The following is a 20,548-nucleotide window of genomic DNA, read 5'->3' on the forward strand; positions in this document are numbered from 1 at the left end:
ATTTTTTTAATGCATATATTTCATAAACACTAAGCTAGACATTTTAATAATAACGGCGATTATATAAAAGATGAAAATAATTAGTACGGTTTTTTCACTGAATTTACTTTTTAATTTTACGCCTAAAGGTGCAGTTATAATGGCAAACGGAATAATTAATAATACAGCGGGCCAGTAAACATAGCCTGTCGCAAATTTAAGATCAATATGATCTAAATAACCTAGAATAATAAAGATAATGGCGCCTGTAATAGAAACAATTAATGAGAAAAAACTACTTGTACCTGCTGCTTTTCTCATTTGAAGTCCAAGCTTAGTTAAAAGTGGTACAGCAATAATACCACCACCAAGTCCTAATAAACCTGATAGAAAGCCCATAATAAAACCACCTAAGCGTAGTTTGTTTTTTGGAAGTTGATCCACTGAGTTTTCATTAACTGAATTATTTTTGCTAAACATACGAATTAAAAGGTCAATTAATATATATATTAAAACAAGAGAAAATATAATCGTTAAAGTATCTGAAGTTAATCTTGATGCAACAATTGCACCTAGGATTACTGAGATAATTACCCAATTAAATGCAGGTTTAATTGCAGGTCGGTGGATCATATCCATTTTATGGTTTTTCATAACAGAAGATAATGAACTAAAAATCATAATTGCTAAGGCACTACCAGCAGCAAATTGCATATAAAATTGATCAGTTTCAATACTAAAATGATGAAATAATATGCCAAGACCGGGTACAATAATTGTACCTCCACCAATACCTAAAAGGCCTGAAAAAAAACCAGTTAAAAGACCCAGAATGATTAATAGAACAACCAAATCAAAACCAAACATATCACCCCTTAAATATATTTTGAATATATAAATTATTGTTAATTATAGCAGTAAATCAACCTATCAAGTATGGCCTATCTTGACGTACATTGAGTAATTGTTACTATAAAAAGAAGATGGAATAGTTATAAATTGAAGAGGGAGCTTATGTTAGATATTGCAAAAGTAAGAAGTCATTTTCCGGCTTTAAGTCAGAATGATCATGGGGTTCCAGCAACTTTTTTTGATGCTCCTTCAGGTACACAAATACCTGATATTGTTATTAATAGAATGACAAATTATCTCAAATCAGGCGTTGCAGGTACTAAAGGCATTTATAAAACTGCACTAAAAACGGATTTATTAGTTGAAAATACACGAAAAGCCATTCAATTGTTTTTAAATGCATCCAGTAAAAATGAAATATGCTTTGGGCAAAATATGACGTCATTAACGTTTGCATTTTCAAGAGCTTTGGCTAATACCTGGGCACCAGGCGATGAGATTATAGTAACAGACTTAGATCATGAGGCGAATATCACACCTTGGAAAATGGCAGCTAAAGAAAAAGAAGTTGATGTTTATACATGGCATTTTGAAACGGATATGTGTTCGTTAAATATAGAAACATTAGCAAAACTTCTAACACCTAAAACAAAATTATTAGCCATTACAGCTGCTTCTAATGTCAATGGCAGTATGCCCCAGTTGAAAGAGATTATTGAATTAGCACATCAAAATAATACTTTAGTATTTGTTGATGCCACACAAGTTATGGCACATCAAGCAATTGATGTACAAGCACTTGATTGTGATTTTTTAGCTTGTTCTGCTTATAAGTTTTATGGCCCTCATATTGGTATTTTATATGGTAAAAGGATTTATATGGATAATCTAACAGCATATAAAATTTCAGGTGTCGATTATGATAGTCCTTCATGCTGGGAGACTGGTACTCAAAACTATGAAGCCATTGCAGGGTTAGAAGGAACAATGAGTTATCTAGCGTCCTTAGCTGGTAGTGATAAAATTACTAAAAATGCACTTAAAACAAGTATGGAAGCAATTAATCAGTATGAATTAAGACTAAAACAATATTTTCTGTCAAGAATAGAGTCATTTAACCAGATTAAAGTTTATGGTATAGACCAACCTAATCAAGCAGCACTACGAACGCCTACTTTTGCTTTGTCTTTTAAAGGATACTCTGCTTTAGATATTGCAAAAATACTTAATGACAATGGTTTTTTTGCGCATTATGGGCACTTTAATGCGCCGAAATTTATTGAGCGTTTTAAATTACAAACACAAGGTGGCGTTGTACGCGTTGGTTTTGCGCATTATAATACATTAGAAGAGATAGAGTATCTCATCTCAACATTTGAAGCGATTTACCTACCTGAAAAATCAGCACTAACTGTTGCAATGGCTTAGTGTTTTTAGAAATGAACTGTTTGATATAACATAGATATTTATGTTTTTTCTATGTTGTGTTGCTTACTTAGATAACTAAAATATGCTTATAGCAAACTAAGCAAATGGAAGTTTTAAAATGCCAAGGAAAAAGGTTGATATTCTACGTTCTATAAGAGAAAAATTTAAAAATAATCATAATAATAGTGAATTTTCACCAACGGTTAATCAAAATAGCTCTTTTAAATTTACTGGTCCAGATGCTCTATTTTTTGAAGCACAAATGTTATCTCAGTATAGAGTGTTTTTTGCTCCTCATCGACTTGATTACACTGCTGATGAGATAGAGTTAATGGATGATGGGCTAGCAACTGAGCTTGGTTATAAAAATAAAATGTGGGGCGTATATGAAATTAAGGCTAGTGATGTACATAGCGTTTTTAATATTTTAGATCAAAAAATTAAAAAAATAATAGTTGATGATCAAAATGCTCATCAAGCTATGAATGAAGTATTATTTAATAACAATTTTCCAGTTTCGATTATACAATTAGCACATGAATATTCTGCTGAAAGCTCTTGTGCAGATCATCATACTGTATCTTTATTTTACAATACAATTCAACAGTCAATAATTCAGAATTACATGATTAATGATGAGTTAATATAAATTGTAAAAATGAATTATTTTATTAACTAATTTTCATGTATGTAGACGAGGTCTAAATGCTTTTCTTCAACTGAAAATTTTTTATTTTATTTAAGTATTCTACACTAAAAAAATCAAATAATATTCAGTTTGAAAATAATACTATGATACTGATTATTTTTGCATAGGGTTGTATTCTCAATTATTAAATTTCGAATATTCCTCATACATAATCTTTTTATTAAAAACTATGGGAGTTGCATCATGCCAAGACAGTTATCGAATAAACTGGGTGATAAATTTTTAAGATCAGTTAAATCTAGAGTAGAGTTATATAAAGGTTTAGTTCAATATTTAGGAGATACTCCTAAAGAGCGCTTAGAATTAGCTAAACAGCGTTATGGAAATGCGAGGGGAGAGGAAGTTTTTAAAAAACTGGATGGATTAGATAGCATGTGTCATGGTAAAAAGTTTGATACATTTACTGATTTATTAGTTGATCCAGGTTTATGTGCACCTTCTAATTTTGATAAATTTGTCCGTTGGTGCGAAATAAATGAAGGAGCTGTTAATAATGCTGACAGTATATGGGAATTAAGAGAAACTTATAAAAAAACTTTAAAGCCAATTACATTATATCGTAGTATGAGTGTACCTGAGAGTGTTGCTGAAGATAATTTAAATAATGGCTCAATGTCAGCAATATGTCGAGTTCATGGTGATAATATTACAGACCCTAATATTAAAGGTTTCAATCGCAATGAATTAGATATGTCATCATTAGTATCTACTCCTTTAGATTATAAAATGGGATGTCATTTAGCTGCAACTAAATATAAATTAGGTAGAATTATACCTTCCGATATTTATACAGTTAACTCACTTCAAGAAAGGCCACTTGATTCATTTGATGATGTTCTTGATCAAAGTAAACAGAAAGAGCTATCAATACGATCGCATGTATTTAAACAAAATTTTCCAAAAATGTATCAATATGTTACAAAGTTACAAGAACAGTTTTTTAGTCATAGAGACGATTTACAATCTAAGCTCAAAGAATTTCAATTACAACGTGATGATATTAGAAAAGTTAATAGTGAATTATCTGAACAAAGCACGTCTTTAGGTAAAAAGATGAAAAAGAATGATAAAACAATTCGTCAACTTAAACGAAAATTATCTGAACTTGATAGTAAAAATTCTAGTCATACAGAATTAATAGAGTCTTATAATACTCAAATTGAGACGCTTAAGAAAGATAATAAAAGATCTAAAAAACGTCAGAAGAAATGTGATGAAACACAAAGAAAGAATAGCCTAGCAGCACGTAAATTAACTAAAGAATGTTCATTATTAAATAGTCAGCTTATTGAATTGAAAGATGAATTTTCAAAAAATATTGCAAAATTGGATCCTTTAAAATTTGGAGATGGTGCTCCACAGCAACTAATAAATGAGTTAGAGCTTTTAAAGCATGAACATGAACAGTTATTAATTAAAAAAGCTCAACTAAGTCGTCAAGTAGAGCATCCAAGTTCCAAAAGTACTGTCGAAAAACTAGATTTTATAATAGATTTTGTAGAGAATCCAGATAAAATATTACATTTACAGAAAGAGTTAAATCAATTAAATCAAACAATAAAGCAAAATGAAACAAAACAGGAGTCTATATCAAATCAACTTGAGAATTTATCGACATTTAAAGGCGCGTTAAATGTATTATGTAATAAACATAGAGAACGTCGACTTCATTTGATAGATGAGATTAAAGCATCTGATCCATTTGTTTCAAGCTCATTTGATCGTCGTGTATGCTTAGGTGTTGCAGCTGATGAGAATTTTACCGGTATTAAAAATCCTGATGATAGAGATATCTATTTATTTAAACTTAAAGTTAGCCCAATTGATGTTTTTGAAGATCATGAATATGTTGGTAGAAGTGAAACACCTTCAAGTAGTGTAGTAAAAAATAGAGATGGTCAGGAGGGGGCTGCTTTATATAGTGGTGCTGAATTAATAACGTTTTATGGTTTTATGCCAGATGAAATAGTTAGTTATAGCGCGCCTGAAGAAAGGTATGTTGTTGATACGTCAAATGATGTAGTTGAGCCATCTTTTGATAAGTATTCTGGTATACCATATAAACAAGTCTCACCTTTATCCGGTTTCTATGAGCCATCTGGCGTAACTGCATCATCTGAGCCTCCATCAATATGCTATGATGCAATTCGGGACTCAGTGGTGCAAGATAATCTTAAAGAATGTCAGCTATTATAGTAGCTTATATTTATTCTAATCATCTTTTGTTTTCAATAATCTCAAAGCATTCATAATGACAATTAATGTTGCGCCCATATCGGCTGCAATTGCCATCCATAAAGTAGCAACTTCAAATAGTGCCAGAATAATAAATAATGCTTTAATTGCAATTGCAAAAGTAATATTTTGTTTGATAATGCGCATCGTTCTTTTTGAATGGCGGATTAACCAAGGCAACTTATCGAGATCATCACTCATTAAAGCAACATCAGCCGTTTCAATGGCAATATCACTGCCAATAGCACCCATTGCAATACCAAGGTTTGAGGTTGCTAGAGCTGGTGCATCATTAATACCATCACCAATCATAGCAACTGAATCATAAGTTTTCACTAGGCTCTCAACTTGTGCTACTTTTTCTTCTGGCAATAATTCAGCATGAATTTGATTAACACCACTTTGTTTACCTAAAGCATTGGCTGTGCCTTTATTATCACCGGTTAACATAACAGTTTGTTCGATACCAAGTGCTTTTAGTGACTTTAATGTTGATTGAATATTCTCTTTTAATGCATCTTGTATTGCAATAAGACCAATTGTTTTTTCATCATTACCTACAAAAACTAAGGTATTGCCTTCATCTTCAAGTGCAACAGCTTGTGCATGTGTTTGAGCATTTTCACATAACTTTTTTTCATGGCTTAATATATGACTGCCAAGCCAGTAATTAATACCATTAATTTTGCCAATAGCACCTTTACCTTGTAATACCTTAACATCATCGCTAATGAGTGTGGAAATTGATCTCGATTGCGCATATTGTGTAATTGCTTGAGCAATTGGATGGTCCGTGTTAGCTTCTAGTGTTACAGCAATTTGTATTAATGCTTCTTCAGTTGATCCATTACAAGCAATGACTTGTTGTACTTGCGGTTTGCCTTCGGTTAGTGTGCCAGTTTTATCAAATGCAATTGCTTTTAATTTAGCGGGTATCTCAATAAATGTACCACCTTTAATTAATACACCATTTCTTGCTGCTCTTGCTAGTGAAGATACAATAGAGATTGGTGTTGAGATTACTAAAGCACAAGGACAAGCGATTACGAGTATGACGAGTGCCTCATAAATCCAGTTATGCCAGTTACCGCCAAATAAAAGTGGTGGTACAAGTGCAACAAATATAGCTAATATAATCATAACAGGTGTATAAATACGAGCAAAACGATCAACCCATTTTTCAGAGTTTGATCGTTTAGATTGTGCATGCTCAATGGCACTGATTATTTTGGCAATGGATGACTCTTCTGCTCGTTTTGTTGTTTTCATTTCAATCGCACTATTACCATTGATGCTGCCAGCATAGAGTGTATCACCTTGTGTTTTTTCAATTGGCATTGATTCACCAGTAATTGGTGCTTGGTTAACAAAGCCTTCTCCTTTTAAGATAATACCATCTAAAGGAATTCGTTCGCCTGGCTTTATTAGTATTCGGCTGCTTGTATTAATTTCATTTAATGGTTTAGTTTCAAATTGTTTATCATGACAACAATAGACTTCTGCAGTGTCAGGCGTTAGGCTCATTAACTTTGTAATGGCATTTCGAGCATTACCAACACTCCATGATTCAAGTAATAATGAAAAAGCAAATAAAAAGCTGACAACGGAGGCTTCAAACCACTGCCCAATTAGAACAGCACAAATAATGGCAATTACCATTAATAAATTCATATCAGCATCTAATCGCTTTAATGCAGCATAGGCTTTTGGAAAAACAAACCAACTACCAAATATAATAGCCACTAAATAGAGTGCTTGAGAGATGACAGGAAAAGTTTCAGTTGCGCCTGATTCACCTACAATTAATGCGTGTAGTGGGCCGTGCATTACTGCATGAATAAAGTAAGCTGATAAAATAGCTAGCCCGCTTAAAATTGTTGTAATCAATTTTAAGTGTCGCTTGATAGGGCTTTGTGGCTGGTCTTTAGATGTGATGTGATCTTGCCATAAAAGAGCTTTTAAGCCTGATTGTTTAATTAAGGTAATTACTTCTTTTGACTTAATTGTACTATGATCGTTTAGATTAATGATTAATTTGCCATTTAAAAGGTCAAATTGAAGCTGATCTTCACTAATCTTTTTATTTAATGCGCGTTTAATAATGCCAACTTCTTCAACACAATCTAGGCCGTAGACTTTAAAATTAAGTGTATTACTCATGTGAACACTCCTTGGCATGCACTTCGGGTAAATGCTCTAAATTTTCTTTTGTCATTGAAATAACTGCATTATGATCTGCAGTGATAATTGGGTCATCCGTAAGTGCCGTAAGTAACCATTTCAATTGTGCCTTATAGGCATCATTGAAATAAAAATAATGATATCGACCAGCCTTGCGTTTATGAATAAGTCCATTTTTCCTTAAAATATCAAGATGTTTGGAAAGTGTTGAGTTAGCCAGATTAAAACAGTAAGCTAAATGGCATAAGCATAATTCATGCTGATAAATAGCCATTAAAACTCGGATACGTGTTTCATCACCTAGTGCTTTTTGAAAATCTACAATATCAGCTAATTTCATAGAAAACCCTCATTATGTTTAAATATTTCGTTATTTGACGAAATGACGATATAATGATTGTATCTTGAAATCATTTAGATTGCAAATTTCATCTTAAATAGTTATTAATTCTTGCGTCATGCTTAAGTTCATCCCATACTTTATTAGGAAGTTTGTATCAAGGCAGAAATAAGTAAGGAAGAAATGGAATGGTGCAAAAAGTAGTCATTATAATCTGTGGTTTATTTTGTATTGTATTTGCCAATACATTTAATTTGGCTCTAGCGCATTCATTATCATTAGATGAAATGAATTTTGATTATCAAATAGATCCACAAAAAGGAGCTAAACCAAACTGGTATCCGTTAAGTGTATTTAATGATGGTAAAGAAACTTATATTGAATTTCCACCAAAAGTTAATGCACGTAATATGCCACAAATTTATGTTAAACCTTTAAATAATAATCAAGGTATTCCTACTTGGTATTGGCATCATAATTACTTGGTGATTAATCAAAATGTAAGTTCAATTAAGTTGGTTGAAAGTGGTAATACTGTAGTTGTAACAAATACAAAAAAACCACACCAATATATTGCACCACCGCCAAAATATCTTGCTAAATATTATCAAGGGCCAATTATTTATTTATTTGCAGGTATTGGGCAAAATGACAGCGCTACATTCTCTTCATTTTCTTCTAAGTTAGCATTCGAATATAACTGGGCTTTATCTAGGCACTGGTTATTTGGTTTAGGACTTGGCGGCTATTTTATACCAAGTACAGGAGCAACTTCTTCTGAACATAAATCGCTTCAAAAGTATGGTGCTGACTTATATGCTAAAGGAAGTTATCTCTTTTTTAATGGCATCTATTTATCAGCAACAACAGGCCTTGGATATTCGAAAGACGAATGGACTGACAAATCAACAGATGAGAAAACGTCCAAATCAGGACTTCAGCCTGAATTAGGCCTAGCTATGGGTTATTTAATTACACCTAAATTTTCTATTGATTTAAGCACTAATTATATGTTCAAAGCAGGTGGTTTATTCAGTAACATTTCTTTACAAATTGGGGTAGGTTATCATTTTTAATTATTATTATTTTGTTTATTTTTGATTTAAAATATTACAGTGTTTTTTGAGAGTAAATATTTGTAAAATTTATTGTAAAACAATTAGTTATTTTTTGATTTTTTATTTTATTTTTTTCATTTTGCAGAGTAATATTACAAAATTACCTTAAAGATTCATTGGTTGTTATAAAAAAACTCGTTATTGTGTAAGAGCTAAAAAATAACAATAAAAACAAATAAACGATTTAAAGATTCACGAAGTGCTGTGATTAAGGGGTTTGGCTTTTGAAAAGAATCGTCCTTCTGTGCGCCTGTTTATACTTAGGCGTCTTTGCGCAATCTTATGCTGCAACAAATCAAAAAGATATGACGAAAGATGCTGCATTTTCTAATATGACTAATCAGGCATTTCCATTGACGCCTGATCAAATAGAGGCAGTTAAAAGCTTAATCGCTGAACGTCAAAAAGCATCTTCTGCTGCTCCTGGAACAAGTGATCAAGAAAGCTCTACTCGTACCTTATTAGTTAACCTTGACCCAACTAAACGTTTTGTCCCGCCAGTTGTGCGTATTGGTGTTGGCATGATTACATCAGTTGTATTTACAGATGCTAATGGTAAAGTTTGGCCAATTACTCAATATAGTATTGGTGATTCCAAAAGTTATAATGTAATGTGGCAGAAAAAAGGTGGTGTCCTTATGATCCAAGGGCTTAAACCTTTTAAGCAAACAAATATGGCAGTAATGCTTCAAGGCTTGCAAATACCAGTTATGGTAACGTTATTAACAGGACAAGATAAATGGGATTATATGGACTATATTCGAGTTCAAGCTAAAAGCCCAACTGGTAGTGCGTTAGCAGAGGCAGTTAGCCAAGCACCTAAATATTTAACAGACTTATTGTCAGGCCTTCCGCCACAAGGTGCAGTTGCGATGGGAGTTTCCGGAGCAACTGATGTGCAAGTTTGGCGATATAATGGTAGCTATTTAGTTTTAACACCAGCTACTTTAGTTTCACCTGCATGGACAGCTAGAGCACAAGATAATGGTATGGTCAAAATGAATGCATATGAAATTTCTCAAACACCTTATCTTATTCTCAGTAATAATGATCAGGTTGAGCATGTAACTATTACATCAGTGGGGACAGGCTCATGAAAAAAATATTAGGTAAAATTTGGAAAAGTCCTCGAGGTAGAGTCTTAATCTTTATCTCTGGAGCGGTTGTCGTATTTATTGTCGGCGCAAATTTATTACTAGATAAAAGTAAAGCGCCTGTAATGCCATCAAAGTCAGCTAGTATTAATATTAGCCCAAATCAGACGGTAAAAGTTGATGCTGCAGATCAACAGTATCAGGACTTAGCTGATAAGCATCAGCAAGATGCACGTGAGAATGCACAACAATCTGGTAAAAGTTATATGGCAAGTATTTTTTCTTTTTCAGATTCAAAAGATAAAAATGCAAATGCTGGAAATAGTAGTAGCTCAGGTAGCTCTAGTTCTGCGGATAACAAAAGTATGGACCCAAAAAGCTTTTATGAAAATAAAGAAGCGAATAAACCTAAACAATCTGCTGCAGCAGGTAGTGGCTATACTGGCTATTCTGGGGATGGTTCTAACAGTAATAATAGCGGTAATAATTATACTGGCTATGTTAATCCAAAACTTCAAAGTGAATATGAAAAACAAATGTCTGAAAGCTTAAAAGATTTAGTAAAAGCTTGGGGAGAGGGCTATCAAGCTCAAACAGTTGAAGCTGAACAAGATTCCAACGGTCCTGGTAATGGTTTTGGACCAGGTCAAGGCCCAGTTATGATTAAAGCAGGTTCAATATTATTTGCTGTGATTGATACGGCAGTTAATAGTGATCAGGCGGGTACTCCTGTACTTGCAACAATTGTTACAGGTCCATATAAGGGTACTAAATTACTTGGTAGCTTTAAGCGTGAAGAAGATCGCTTGGTTATTCAATTTAGTATGATGTCGATGCCATCAATGGGTAAAAGTATTGGTATCAATGCTTATGCAATTGATTCAAGAACAGCTCAGACTGCACTTGCTTCTGATGTAGATAATCACTATCTAACACGTTGGGGTGGTTTGCTTGGTTCGGCATTTTTGCAAGGGTTTGGTACTTACTTTAGTAATACAACTAGTAATTCATCATCAACAGACTGCCCAGAAGGTAGCTTCTGTATTATCAATGGTGATCAGTTCCAAACAAGTGTTAGAGATGGTATTTACTCTGGCTTTGGGCAAGTTGGTACAGCACTAGCGGATGCAATGGGTAAAAACTTCAATCGTCCACCAACTGTAACCTTAGACCAAGGTACTGGTGTTGGTATCCTATTCATGTCAGATGTTACAATGACTGGCAGCGCCAATAGTAATGTAAAAGGTGTTTTAGGTGTTGATGAACCATCTTCTAATTCTAACTCACTTCCTGATGACAGACCATCATATAACACATCAAGTCGTAATCCATCAAGTACGACAAACTCTTCTTATACAAATACGGGTGGTTCAAATAACTATAATAGTGCTAGTGCTTATAGCCAAGGGCAATCAAATCAAAATTATAACAATTAATAAAGTTCGGAGATAACGATGGAAAATTACGATTTTGAAAATGATGCAGTAGAGTCAAATACGCAATCGACTGCAACTCAAACACATGATTCGGCTGAAAACCAACCGAAGAAGAAAAAGGGTTTGGAATTTAATTCATCATGGGTAATCTATGGTGTAGGTGGTATCGCTATTTTATTTGCTATCTATATGTTTTATGGGATGATTTCGCCATCTAAGCCTAAGAAAGCTGCGCCTAAGCCAAGTGTACTAGAGCAAAGCTTTGCACCGGTTGCAAAACCTAAAGTTCAGCAAGTGCAAGTACAAGATACTTCTAATCAGGTTATGAATGCATCAGTAGCTAAAATGCAGTCAGATACTCAAAAAGCTTTAAATGAAGTAGCTCAAAACTTAAAAGCTGAAGCACATTATGTTTCTGAAGGTATGAAGCAGCTAAATGATCAACAAAAACAAATTGCTCAACATCAAGTGCAGATGACAAAAACAATTCAAGAGTTATCTAAAGCTGTGCGTGATGTTCAGCAAGGTATTGATCGTGCTAACTCACAAGTGAAGCATATGGCTAACCTTCAAACAAGCCTAGCTAGTGTCAGTCAACAATTAGCAATGTTACAAGCCGAGCGTACAAATATGGCTGATCCTTTACAACTATCTGCTGTAATGCCTAATAGAGCGTGGTTGCAGAATTCTAAAGGTAGTACAATTGCTGTAACTGTTGGTAGTCAATTGCAAGGTTACGGAAGTGTTACTAAAATTGATAGTGAGAATAATAAAGTTTATACTAGTTCAGGTTATGTTTTTGAATGAATCGTAATTTATTCAAAAATTTAACTAAACAAAAAAACGCATTTTATAATAACATAAATAATAACAAATCAGGAATGCACAATGGCTTTAGTGAAGGGTATTTATAATTCGATTGAGGAATTGTTTGCTTGGATTAGCATGTATGGCAAGCAATCAATTAATGCATATTGCGACTTAGAAAGTGCTGATAGTAAAAATGTTTTAGTTGCAAAAGATGGCTCTTTAGCTTCGATTATCCGTTTGGATGGCTTCCATCGATTTGTATCCTTTGATGAATTTAATTTTATTAGTTCGCGTATCACAGATGCATTGCAACCTGTTTTTAATATTGAAGGACATACCTTACAATTTTTCTTTTCTTATGACCCAAACTCAATTGAAGAAGAGATTGAAAAATCACTTGAGCCGGCAAAAAAATCAGCTGAGAGAATAGGCCTTAAAATTGATGATATTTTTGAGTCAAGAAAACAGGCGTTAAAGAAATTCTGTTCAACTGAAAGTTGTTTTATTGTTATTTGGACAAGTACAAAAGTTCTAGCAAAAGTCGCTTATAATCAGGCTGCCAAAGCACATAGTGATCGTATTAGAAAAGCAAAATTATCACATGCAAAAAAAGCACAGCGTTTGTTTAGTGTATTGCCAGAAATTAGAAATATTCACCAATCGTTAGTTGATAGTTTAATGGAAGATTTAAACTATACTGGCTTATATGTGAAACTATTGGATGTACATACAGCGGTTCGAGAAATTAGAAAAACTGTTGATCCAGATAATACAGATCCAACTTGGACACCATCATTGCCTGGTGATCGTCTACCTTTTAAATTATCAGAGAAAGAATATAAAGATTTATCTCCTTATCTTTGGACACCATTAGATGAGCAAATTTTTGCACGTCCAGCAGAAAATGAAGACTTAAAAATATCAAAATTTGGTGATAACATTTATGCGCCAATGTTTATTGATTTATACCCTAAAGATGTAAAGCCATTTTATGAATTATTTAGACGCTTAAAAGAATCTGGTATGCCGTGGCGGATTTCTTATTCGATTAATGCTAAGGGGATGAGTATTGTTAAAACTAAGGCAATATTAGCTCAATTTTTGACATTTACTTCATCTCAGAATAAATTAATTGTAGAGGCTAATCGCCTTTTAAAACAAATCGATGAGTCGAGTGATGACCCAGTGATTAAAATATCTATTTGTTTTGCTACATGGGCACCAGCAGATAAAGAAACTCTGTTAAGAGAACGTTCTTCAAGATTATATAAAGTAATTCAAGGTTGGGGTGGTGCAGAAGTAAGTGATATATTTGGAGATCCATTTGCTGCAACAGCGTCATCGGCTTTATCATTAGTTCGCAGTAATGCAATTCCTGCTTCAGCTGCACCATTATCTGATGTCGTAAGAATGCTACCTACAGTTAGACCGGCTTCACCATGGGAAGATGGTGCTTTATTATTTAGATCACCTGATGGAAAAATATGGCCATTTCAACCAGGATCTTCGCAACAAGTTAGTTGGATTGATTTGATATATGCTCGTTCAGGCTCTGGTAAATCTGTATTATTGAACTCAATCAACCTAGGTGTTTGTTTATCTAAAGGTTTAGATAATATACCTTATATTGCAATGATTGATATTGGGCCATCATCAAAAGGCTTTGTTAGTTTATTACAACAAGCTTTGCCTGAAGATCAACGTCATACTGCTATGTACCACCGAATGAAAATGTCAAAAGAAGATGCAGTTAATCCTTTTGATACCATACTGGGTGCAAGATACCCAACAAGTGCGCATAGAATTTTCTTAGTTAACTTTGTTAGTGCCTTAGTATTGGATAATGTTGATGATAGCCTACCTGAAGGTATGGCTGGTATGATTAGTATGATCATTGATGAGACTTATAAGCAATACAGTGATGATCAGCAACCAAAACCATATACACCGGGTTTAAATAACGATATTGACCAGAAAATTAATGAAGTCGCACCAGGGGAAACTTTTAAATCTTGGTGGGATATTGTTGATAAATTATTTGCACATCAAGAATACAGGTTAGCTCAATTAGCACAGTGTTATGCTATGCCTAATATTGCTGATACAGTATCAATGGCTCACCACTATGCTATTAAAGATTTATATGGTGGTGTGACAATGTCAACAGGTGAAGATTATATCACTGCCTATTGTCGTTTAATATCAAGTGTGATTCGTAATTTCCCATCATTAGTAGATATCACTAATTTATTTGTTTCATCATCACGTATTATTTCAATTGACTTAAATGATGTAGCACATGGTGGTAGTGAAACTGCAAATAAACAAACATCGATTGCTTATATGTTGGCACGTCATGTAATTGCACAACACTTCTTTACAGGTTTGGATGAATTAAAATCATTTCCAGAAGTTTATCGTCCTTATCATGCTGAACGTTTTCGTCAAATGGCAAATGAGCCAAAGCGTCTTGTATTTGATGAGTTCCATAGAACAGCAAAAAGTACAGCAGTAAGAGAACAAGTTTTACGTGATATGCGTGAGGGAAGAAAGTGGAAAGTACAAATTTCATTGGCTTCACAGTCATTACAAGATTTTGATCCTTTAATGCTTGAGTTTGCAACATCTGTATTTATTTTAGATGCAGGCCCACAAAAAGCAATTGACGAAACATGTCATACATTTGGTCTAACAGATACTGAACGCTTAGCATTAAGAACTAGAGTACATGGCCCAAGTAGTAAAGGGGCAACATTTATTGCACAGTTTGCAACTAAAAAAGGTTCAAATACACAGCTTTTAACAGCAACATTAGGTGCTGTAGAGCTATGGGCGTTAAATACGACATTAGAAGATGCTTATATTCGTGATTCTTTATATGATCGGATTGATCCTGTTCAAGCTCGTCAATTGTTAGCCTACCGTTTCCCAAGTGGTAGTGCAGCTGAATATATTGAAGTGATGAGTAAAGATAATCCAGATAAGAATGTACGTGTATTTTGTAATGAGATTATTGATGAGATGGTTACAGAGTATTTCCGTAAGCAGCAATTTAGTTTAAGACAGCAAATGATGTAAATAAGGTAAAAGGGTAGTGATATGTCTTTTAAAGATGATGTAGTTCGTTACTGGGGATCATTTCATAACCCAGTTTTAAATAATTTGCTGACAAATATTGAACATATTGAAGGTAAGCGCTATGGCGATGTCATCAATTTTGAAACTGATTTAGAGGAGATTGCTAAATCATACTATAATTGCAGCTTTAACGAAGATAATGGCCGTAACTTAATTAGTTTATGTAATGAAATGCCTTTAGCTTATATGGCTTACTTTATTCATCAGTTGCATAAGCATAATGCAAATTATTTTGGTGAATTATTTGGCTATATGGAGGCAAATAAATCTGATGGCGCAGTTACTTTTTTTGCAGAGCGTAATCGTTTGTTTGAGCGTGCTCAGATGTTATCTCGCGTTTTTTCGCAAGAGCGTTTAGAGGCAGTAAATGAAGCATTAGAAGAAGTAATATAGTAAATAGTTTAAAATTAGAGTTAGAATTATGGTAATAGAATTAAAAAAACAAAACCAAGGTGATGTTTATGGCTGAAGATGTATTAACCCAAATTATTAAGCGTAATGATTTTTTTAAACAGAACTTTAAACGTATAACAACAGTTTTATTAATTAGTTGTATATTAAATGTTGTATTATTTGTAGGTTTAATGTTTACAATAGCGTCTAAGCCACAGTCTAGCTATTTTGCAGTTACTGAAAATGGTCGCTTACTTCAATTACAAGGTACTAAAACTGCACAAATTACAGATGCAATGGTCGTATCTTGGGTTTCGCAAGTTGTACCAAAACTATATGTGTTAGATTTCTTAAATTATCGCTCACAATTAAATGATATTAATAAATATTTTACTAACTATGGTTGGAATAGTTATTCGACTGCGTTTAAAAGTGTATTGGATCAAATTGTTAAAGATAAATTAGTTACGCGTGCAACATTACAAGATGTACCTGTTGTAACTGCGAAAGGTTCAGTTAATGGTGTTATGGCGTGGAAAGTTCAAGTGCCTGTAATGATTAACTTCCAGCAAGGTAAAAAAGAGCAAACTAATCAGTTTATCTTATCACTTACAATTATGAAGAATTCAAATACAGAAAGTGGTGAGTTATTAGGAATATCTCAGGTTGTTGAACAACCGTATACTAGTAAATAAGTAGAACGACTGTTCTATTTATTGTAGTTATATTGTTTGCTTATATTTCTTTAGCTAAATCTTTGGCAAGTCCTGTATAAGTTTCAGGTAGTAGTTCAAATAGCTGTACCTTCGCGTTACTTGGTATATTCAATTGGCTAATAAAGGCTCTCATATCTTCTATATTTAATCGTTTACCTCTTGTTAAGGCTTTCAGTTTTTCATAAGGTTTTTCAATACCATAACGGCGCATTACTGTTTGAACAGCTTCTCCCAAAACTTCAATATTACTGTTTAAATCATTTAATAGAATATTTTGGTTAACCTCTAATTTGTTTATGCCTTTAAGTAATGCTTGATAAGCAATTAATCCATGTGCAAACCCAACGCCAATATTACGTAGCACTGTAGAGTCAGTTAAGTCTCTTTGAAAACGGGATATAGGTAGTTTTTGAGCTAAATGTGTCATCATAGCATTGGCAATACCTAGGTTTCCTTCAGCATTTTCAAAATCAATTGGGTTAACTTTATGTGGCATAGTTGATGATCCAACTTCACCTTCAATCGTTTTTTGTTTGAAGTAATTAAAAGAAATATATCCCCAAATATCACGAGAAAAATCGATTAAAATTGTGTGAATACGTACGAACAAATCTAAAACTTCAGCAATATAATCATGTGGTTCAATTTGTGTTGTATAAGGGTTATAGCTAAGCCCTAAACTTTCAACAAACTCGGTTGCAAATTGTGGCCAATTAATTTCGGGATAAGCACTGATATGTGCATTAAAGTTTCCAACAGCACCATTAATTTTGCCTAGATATTCTACTTTATCAATTTGTTTTAATTGGCGGTTTAGGCGTGCATAAATATTGGCAAACTCTTTACCTAAAGTGGATGGTGATGCTGGTTGACCATGTGTTTTTGATAACAATGGAATTTCAGCATACCTATGGGCTAATTGCTGTAAAGTAGTTAAGATATCTACTAAATAAGGCTTGACTGTTTTAATGGTGTCTTTAAGCATTAATGCATAAGATAAGTTATTGATATCTTCTGATGTACAAGCAAAATGAATAAACTCACCTAGTTGATTTAAATGTTCGTTTTTTGATAGTTTTTCTTTAATTAAATATTCAACTGCTTTAACGTCATGATTAGTTGTTTTTTCAATATGTTTTACAGTTAATGCATCATCTTGATTAAAATTGTTGATAATGTCATTTAAAAACTTAACTTCATCATTACTAAATTTAGGTAATTCCTTAATATCAGTATGATTAGAAAGTTCAATAAACCAGCGAATTTCAATTAAGGTACGATAATAAATAAGCCCATATTCAGATGTGATTTTATTTAAAGAAGCTACTTTGGATTGGTATCGTCCATCAATAGGTGAAATAGAAAAAATAGTTGTATCTGACATAATTACCTCTGTTTTTTAAATATGCGTTCTTTTTCACGCTGCCAATCTCTTTCTTTGCTGCTGGAGCGTTTATCATGTAATTTTTTACCTTTAGCTAAGGCAATTTCAACTTTGACTCGACTACCTTTAAAGTACATTGCTAAAGGTACAATGGTGTAACCTTCTTTTTCAACACCACCAATTAATTTATTAATTTCACGTCGATTAAGTAGTAATTTTCTTGTTGCCGATGGATCAGCTACTACATGAGTTGAGGCACTATGAAGTGGTGTAATTAATGCATTTAATAGCCAAACCTCACCTTTTCTAACAATAACGTGACTATCAGATATTTGTACCCGGCCTTGGCGTATACTTTTAATTTCCCACCCCTTTAGGACAATACCTGCTTCGTATTTATCTTCTAGTATGTAGTCATGGCGAGCTTTACGATTTAGTGCAATCGTAGAGTCACTATGATTGGATTTCTTTTTTTTCATTGCTAAATGTTTTCCTATAAGCAGATAATTTGCTACAATGGCACCGATTTTAGCATGATTTGATTCAAACAATACAGAATAAAAATAGAGAAAAAAGATGAGTAAAGTTGAAAAAAGTGCAACTGTTTCTTATTCAGCAGAAGCGATGTTTAATTTAGTTAATGATATTGAAGCGTATTCTGAGTTTCTACCTTGGTGTTCAAAAGCAGAAGTTTTAAAGCGTACTGATGACTTAGTTGAGGGTAAGTTATATGTTGCAAAAGGGGGCTTTGAGAAATCGTTTGCAACGAGAAATCGCTTGAAAAAAAATAAAGAAATGACATTGGAACTATTAGAAGGGCCATTTAAAAAACTTTATGGTCTATGGCAATTTAATGAAATTGATGATCACTCATGTACAGTTAATTTTACCATGGAGTTTGAATTTTCTAATCCATTTATGGCAATGACTGTTGGTATGGTGTTTAATAATATTGCCAATACAATGCTAGATGCATTTTGTAAGCGTGCTGATGAAGTATACGGTGGTAAAGCTTAATTATGTCTTCTAAGTGTGTAGAAGTTTGTTATGCATTGCCTAAGATTCAGTATGTAATTAGCGTAATGTTTAAAGATGGTATGACCATTAGAGAAATAATTTTAACTTCTGACATTTTAAATGATATTGCTGAATTAGAATTGGATGAACTAATCGTTGGTATTTTTTCAAAGAAAAAACAGTTAGATGATCTTGTAAATGCTGGTGATCGAATTGAAATTTACCGTCTTTTAACCATTGATCCAATGGAAGCAAGGCGTATTCGAGCAGAAAAAAAGCGCAAGGAGAAAAAGTTAAATCAATTTGGTGCTTAAGTTAATCATAATGTTTGATGCGCTATTTATGGAAGCAAATTGACAAATCAACTAAACTAACAAAATGAGTATTATTTGTTAAAGTATCTAGTTGAATATCAATGGAATGAAGATAAATGGATAAATCAAATAGTGAATATGTGCAAAGAAGACTAAAGGCTGCTTCTTGTCTTATACCAGCAGGTTCACATGTTTTTGAATTAGGTTTAAGTGATACAAATCTTAAAGATCAATTACCATTTGGTTGCCAGCATAGTTACTTTAATTTAGCAAATAACAATGTATTACCAGATATCAGTCAAAATTATAATTTAATCGCAGGGCTTGATTGTTGGGAATATTTAGATGATTTACCTCAAGCAATTGCAAGGCTTACAGCTTATAAAAAAGATCTTTTAATATCCTATCAGTTTGCAGATGGTATGAGTGATGAGTCACGAATTAAATTAGGTTGGCATAATCATTTAAAAAAAATGGATTTATTAAAACTTTTTCAACATAATGGTCTTTATCTTCAAAAAGAATTAAAAATTAGTAATCATGAGTCTTTATTTTTGGTTTCCTCTAAGCCACTTTTAAAGCAACGCCCTAAAAAGAAAGTTTTAGTTGTATCTTATAATAACATTGGTAATTTTGGTGATAGGCTTGGAGCTCATTGCTTAACTAAAATTTTACCATCAAATGCATTTGTTGAATACGCTACATTTAAACCGTTTAGTGCCAATTTAAAAGTAAAATATGATTTAGTTATTATTGGGATTGGCAATAGCATTTTTGAACCGATTTTAACAGATGAGTTAATTACTTTAGTAAGGCATGCAAAAAAATCAATTGGCATATTTGGGACGCAATATAGAGAAAAAATTTCACAAAAAAATATTAAAGAACTATTTAAATATCTAGACTTTTGGTTTGCACGTTATAAAGAAGATGTGCTTATTTATGGAGATTATGCGAATCAAGTTGAGCATTTAGGTGATTGGTTAATTAGTGAGTTTCCTATGGTTAATGCATCAGAAGAAGGTGTCTTAAAGGTAGGTGATGAAATCTTAAAAAATTTACCATTAGATCGTACAATTCAACAAATTAATAAATATAAACAGGTTTTTTCAACAAGACTACATCCTTTAATATGTGCGATGACCAGTGCTGATCAAATTGGTTATTTAGAGCAACCGGATGTTGATGGCCTTTTAGCTGGTAAATTTCGTTCAATGTTGTTAGATGTATATGGTTATCATTATCCTCAAAATCAAATGTTTCAAAATGATAAGCTTGCAGTGGCAAATTATAGAGGTTTGGTTCTAAGAAAAATGAAGCTACTAGAAAATAAAATTGATGAGTATTTAAGATGAGAAGCTCATCATTTTATTCTGATGTAAATGTAGAGGCGTCGTAAGTGCC

18 protein-coding genes are annotated in these 20,548 nt (G+C 33.1%); 13 read left to right on the forward strand and 5 right to left on the reverse strand.

Annotated elements, in window-relative coordinates; genetic code table 11:
• Nucleotides 1-6: 6 nt before the first annotated feature.
• Entirely contained in the window at nucleotides 7-846 is an 840-nt protein-coding gene (locus KFE69_05535) for a sulfite exporter TauE/SafE family protein (protein ID UTW43552.1), read from the reverse strand.
• 147 nt (nucleotides 847-993) lie between these two features.
• Here KFE69_05535 and KFE69_05540 point away from each other — a divergent pair, with 147 nt between their 5' ends.
• The 3 genes from KFE69_05540 to KFE69_05550 all read left to right on the forward strand — a co-directional run bounded on the left by KFE69_05540 (nucleotide 994) and on the right by KFE69_05550 (nucleotide 5,164).
• Nucleotides 994-2,259, forward strand: a complete 1,266-nt coding sequence (locus KFE69_05540) for a cysteine desulfurase-like protein (protein UTW43553.1) — start codon at nucleotides 994-996, stop codon at nucleotides 2,257-2,259.
• A 118-nt stretch (nucleotides 2,260-2,377) separates the two neighbouring features.
• Nucleotides 2,378-2,908, forward strand: a complete 531-nt coding sequence (locus KFE69_05545; GenBank protein ID UTW43554.1) for a hypothetical protein — start codon at nucleotides 2,378-2,380, stop codon at nucleotides 2,906-2,908.
• Nucleotides 2,909-3,151: 243 nt separating this feature from the next.
• Nucleotides 3,152-5,164: a hypothetical protein gene (locus KFE69_05550; GenBank protein UTW43555.1), complete on the forward strand. Its 2,013-nt coding sequence runs from the start codon at nucleotides 3,152-3,154 to the stop codon at nucleotides 5,162-5,164.
• Nucleotides 5,165-5,179: 15 nt separating this feature from the next.
• On the opposite strand, the gene KFE69_05555 is transcribed toward KFE69_05550, so the two are convergent.
• On the reverse strand, nucleotides 5,180-7,363 hold the full coding sequence (locus KFE69_05555) for a heavy metal translocating P-type ATPase (protein ID UTW43556.1): 2,184 nt from the start codon (nucleotides 7,361-7,363) through the stop codon (nucleotides 5,180-5,182).
• Nucleotides 7,356-7,724, reverse strand: coding sequence for a winged helix-turn-helix transcriptional regulator (locus tag KFE69_05560; GenBank protein ID UTW43557.1), 369 nt, complete (start codon nucleotides 7,722-7,724; stop codon nucleotides 7,356-7,358). Before KFE69_05560 ends, KFE69_05555 begins: the two co-directional genes overlap by 8 nt.
• Nucleotides 7,725-7,912: 188 nt before the next feature.
• Here KFE69_05560 and KFE69_05565 point away from each other — a divergent pair, with 188 nt between their 5' ends.
• From KFE69_05565 to KFE69_05595, 7 genes are all read left to right on the forward strand, one after another.
• Complete coding sequence (locus KFE69_05565) at nucleotides 7,913-8,800, forward strand: TrbG/VirB9 family P-type conjugative transfer protein (protein ID UTW43558.1); 888 nt, start codon at nucleotides 7,913-7,915, stop codon at nucleotides 8,798-8,800.
• A 266-nt stretch (nucleotides 8,801-9,066) separates the two neighbouring features.
• Nucleotides 9,067-9,939 carry a hypothetical protein gene (locus KFE69_05570; GenBank protein ID UTW43559.1) on the forward strand — a complete coding sequence of 291 codons (873 nt, stop codon included), beginning with the start codon at nucleotides 9,067-9,069 and terminating at the stop codon, nucleotides 9,937-9,939.
• A gap of 122 nt (nucleotides 9,940-10,061) precedes the next feature.
• On the forward strand, nucleotides 10,062-11,372 hold the full coding sequence (locus KFE69_05575; GenBank protein UTW44018.1) for a DotG/IcmE/VirB10 family protein: 1,311 nt from the start codon (nucleotides 10,062-10,064) through the stop codon (nucleotides 11,370-11,372).
• Between the two features lie 18 nt (nucleotides 11,373-11,390).
• The gene (locus tag KFE69_05580) at nucleotides 11,391-12,179 is read left to right on the forward strand and encodes a hypothetical protein (protein UTW43560.1); all 789 of its coding nucleotides are present in this window, start codon (nucleotides 11,391-11,393) and stop codon (nucleotides 12,177-12,179) included.
• An 81-nt stretch (nucleotides 12,180-12,260) separates the two neighbouring features.
• Nucleotides 12,261-15,260: an ATP-binding protein gene (locus KFE69_05585; protein ID UTW43561.1), complete on the forward strand. Its 3,000-nt coding sequence runs from the start codon at nucleotides 12,261-12,263 to the stop codon at nucleotides 15,258-15,260.
• 21 nt (nucleotides 15,261-15,281) lie between these two features.
• The gene (locus KFE69_05590; GenBank protein UTW43562.1) at nucleotides 15,282-15,713 is read left to right on the forward strand and encodes a hypothetical protein; all 432 of its coding nucleotides are present in this window, start codon (nucleotides 15,282-15,284) and stop codon (nucleotides 15,711-15,713) included.
• Nucleotides 15,714-15,781: 68 nt separating this feature from the next.
• Entirely contained in the window at nucleotides 15,782-16,408 is a 627-nt protein-coding gene (locus tag KFE69_05595) for a type IVB secretion system apparatus protein IcmL/DotI (protein ID UTW43563.1), read from the forward strand.
• Between the two features lie 40 nt (nucleotides 16,409-16,448).
• Here the strand turns inward: KFE69_05595 and purB are convergent, their stop codons facing one another.
• Together purB and smpB are read right to left on the reverse strand one after the other, a co-directional pair.
• Nucleotides 16,449-17,813: an adenylosuccinate lyase gene (gene purB / locus KFE69_05600; GenBank protein UTW43564.1), complete on the reverse strand. Its 1,365-nt coding sequence runs from the start codon at nucleotides 17,811-17,813 to the stop codon at nucleotides 16,449-16,451.
• A 2-nt stretch (nucleotides 17,814-17,815) separates the two neighbouring features.
• Nucleotides 17,816-18,292: an SsrA-binding protein SmpB gene (gene smpB / locus KFE69_05605; protein ID UTW43565.1), complete on the reverse strand. Its 477-nt coding sequence runs from the start codon at nucleotides 18,290-18,292 to the stop codon at nucleotides 17,816-17,818.
• 97 nt (nucleotides 18,293-18,389) lie between these two features.
• Between smpB and KFE69_05610 the strand changes: the two genes are divergently transcribed.
• The 3 genes from KFE69_05610 to KFE69_05620 all read left to right on the forward strand — a co-directional run bounded on the left by KFE69_05610 (nucleotide 18,390) and on the right by KFE69_05620 (nucleotide 20,499).
• Entirely contained in the window at nucleotides 18,390-18,830 is a 441-nt protein-coding gene (locus tag KFE69_05610) for a type II toxin-antitoxin system RatA family toxin (GenBank protein UTW43566.1), read from the forward strand.
• Between the two features lie 2 nt (nucleotides 18,831-18,832).
• Nucleotides 18,833-19,144, forward strand: a complete 312-nt coding sequence (locus KFE69_05615; GenBank protein UTW43567.1) for an RnfH family protein — start codon at nucleotides 18,833-18,835, stop codon at nucleotides 19,142-19,144.
• Nucleotides 19,145-19,260: 116 nt separating this feature from the next.
• On the forward strand, nucleotides 19,261-20,499 hold the full coding sequence (locus KFE69_05620; GenBank protein ID UTW43568.1) for a hypothetical protein: 1,239 nt from the start codon (nucleotides 19,261-19,263) through the stop codon (nucleotides 20,497-20,499).
• Nucleotides 20,500-20,548 lie beyond the last annotated feature (49 nt).

The organism is bacterium SCSIO 12844 (assembly GCA_024397935.1).
GTDB lineage: Bacteria > Pseudomonadota > Gammaproteobacteria > Francisellales > Francisellaceae > M0027.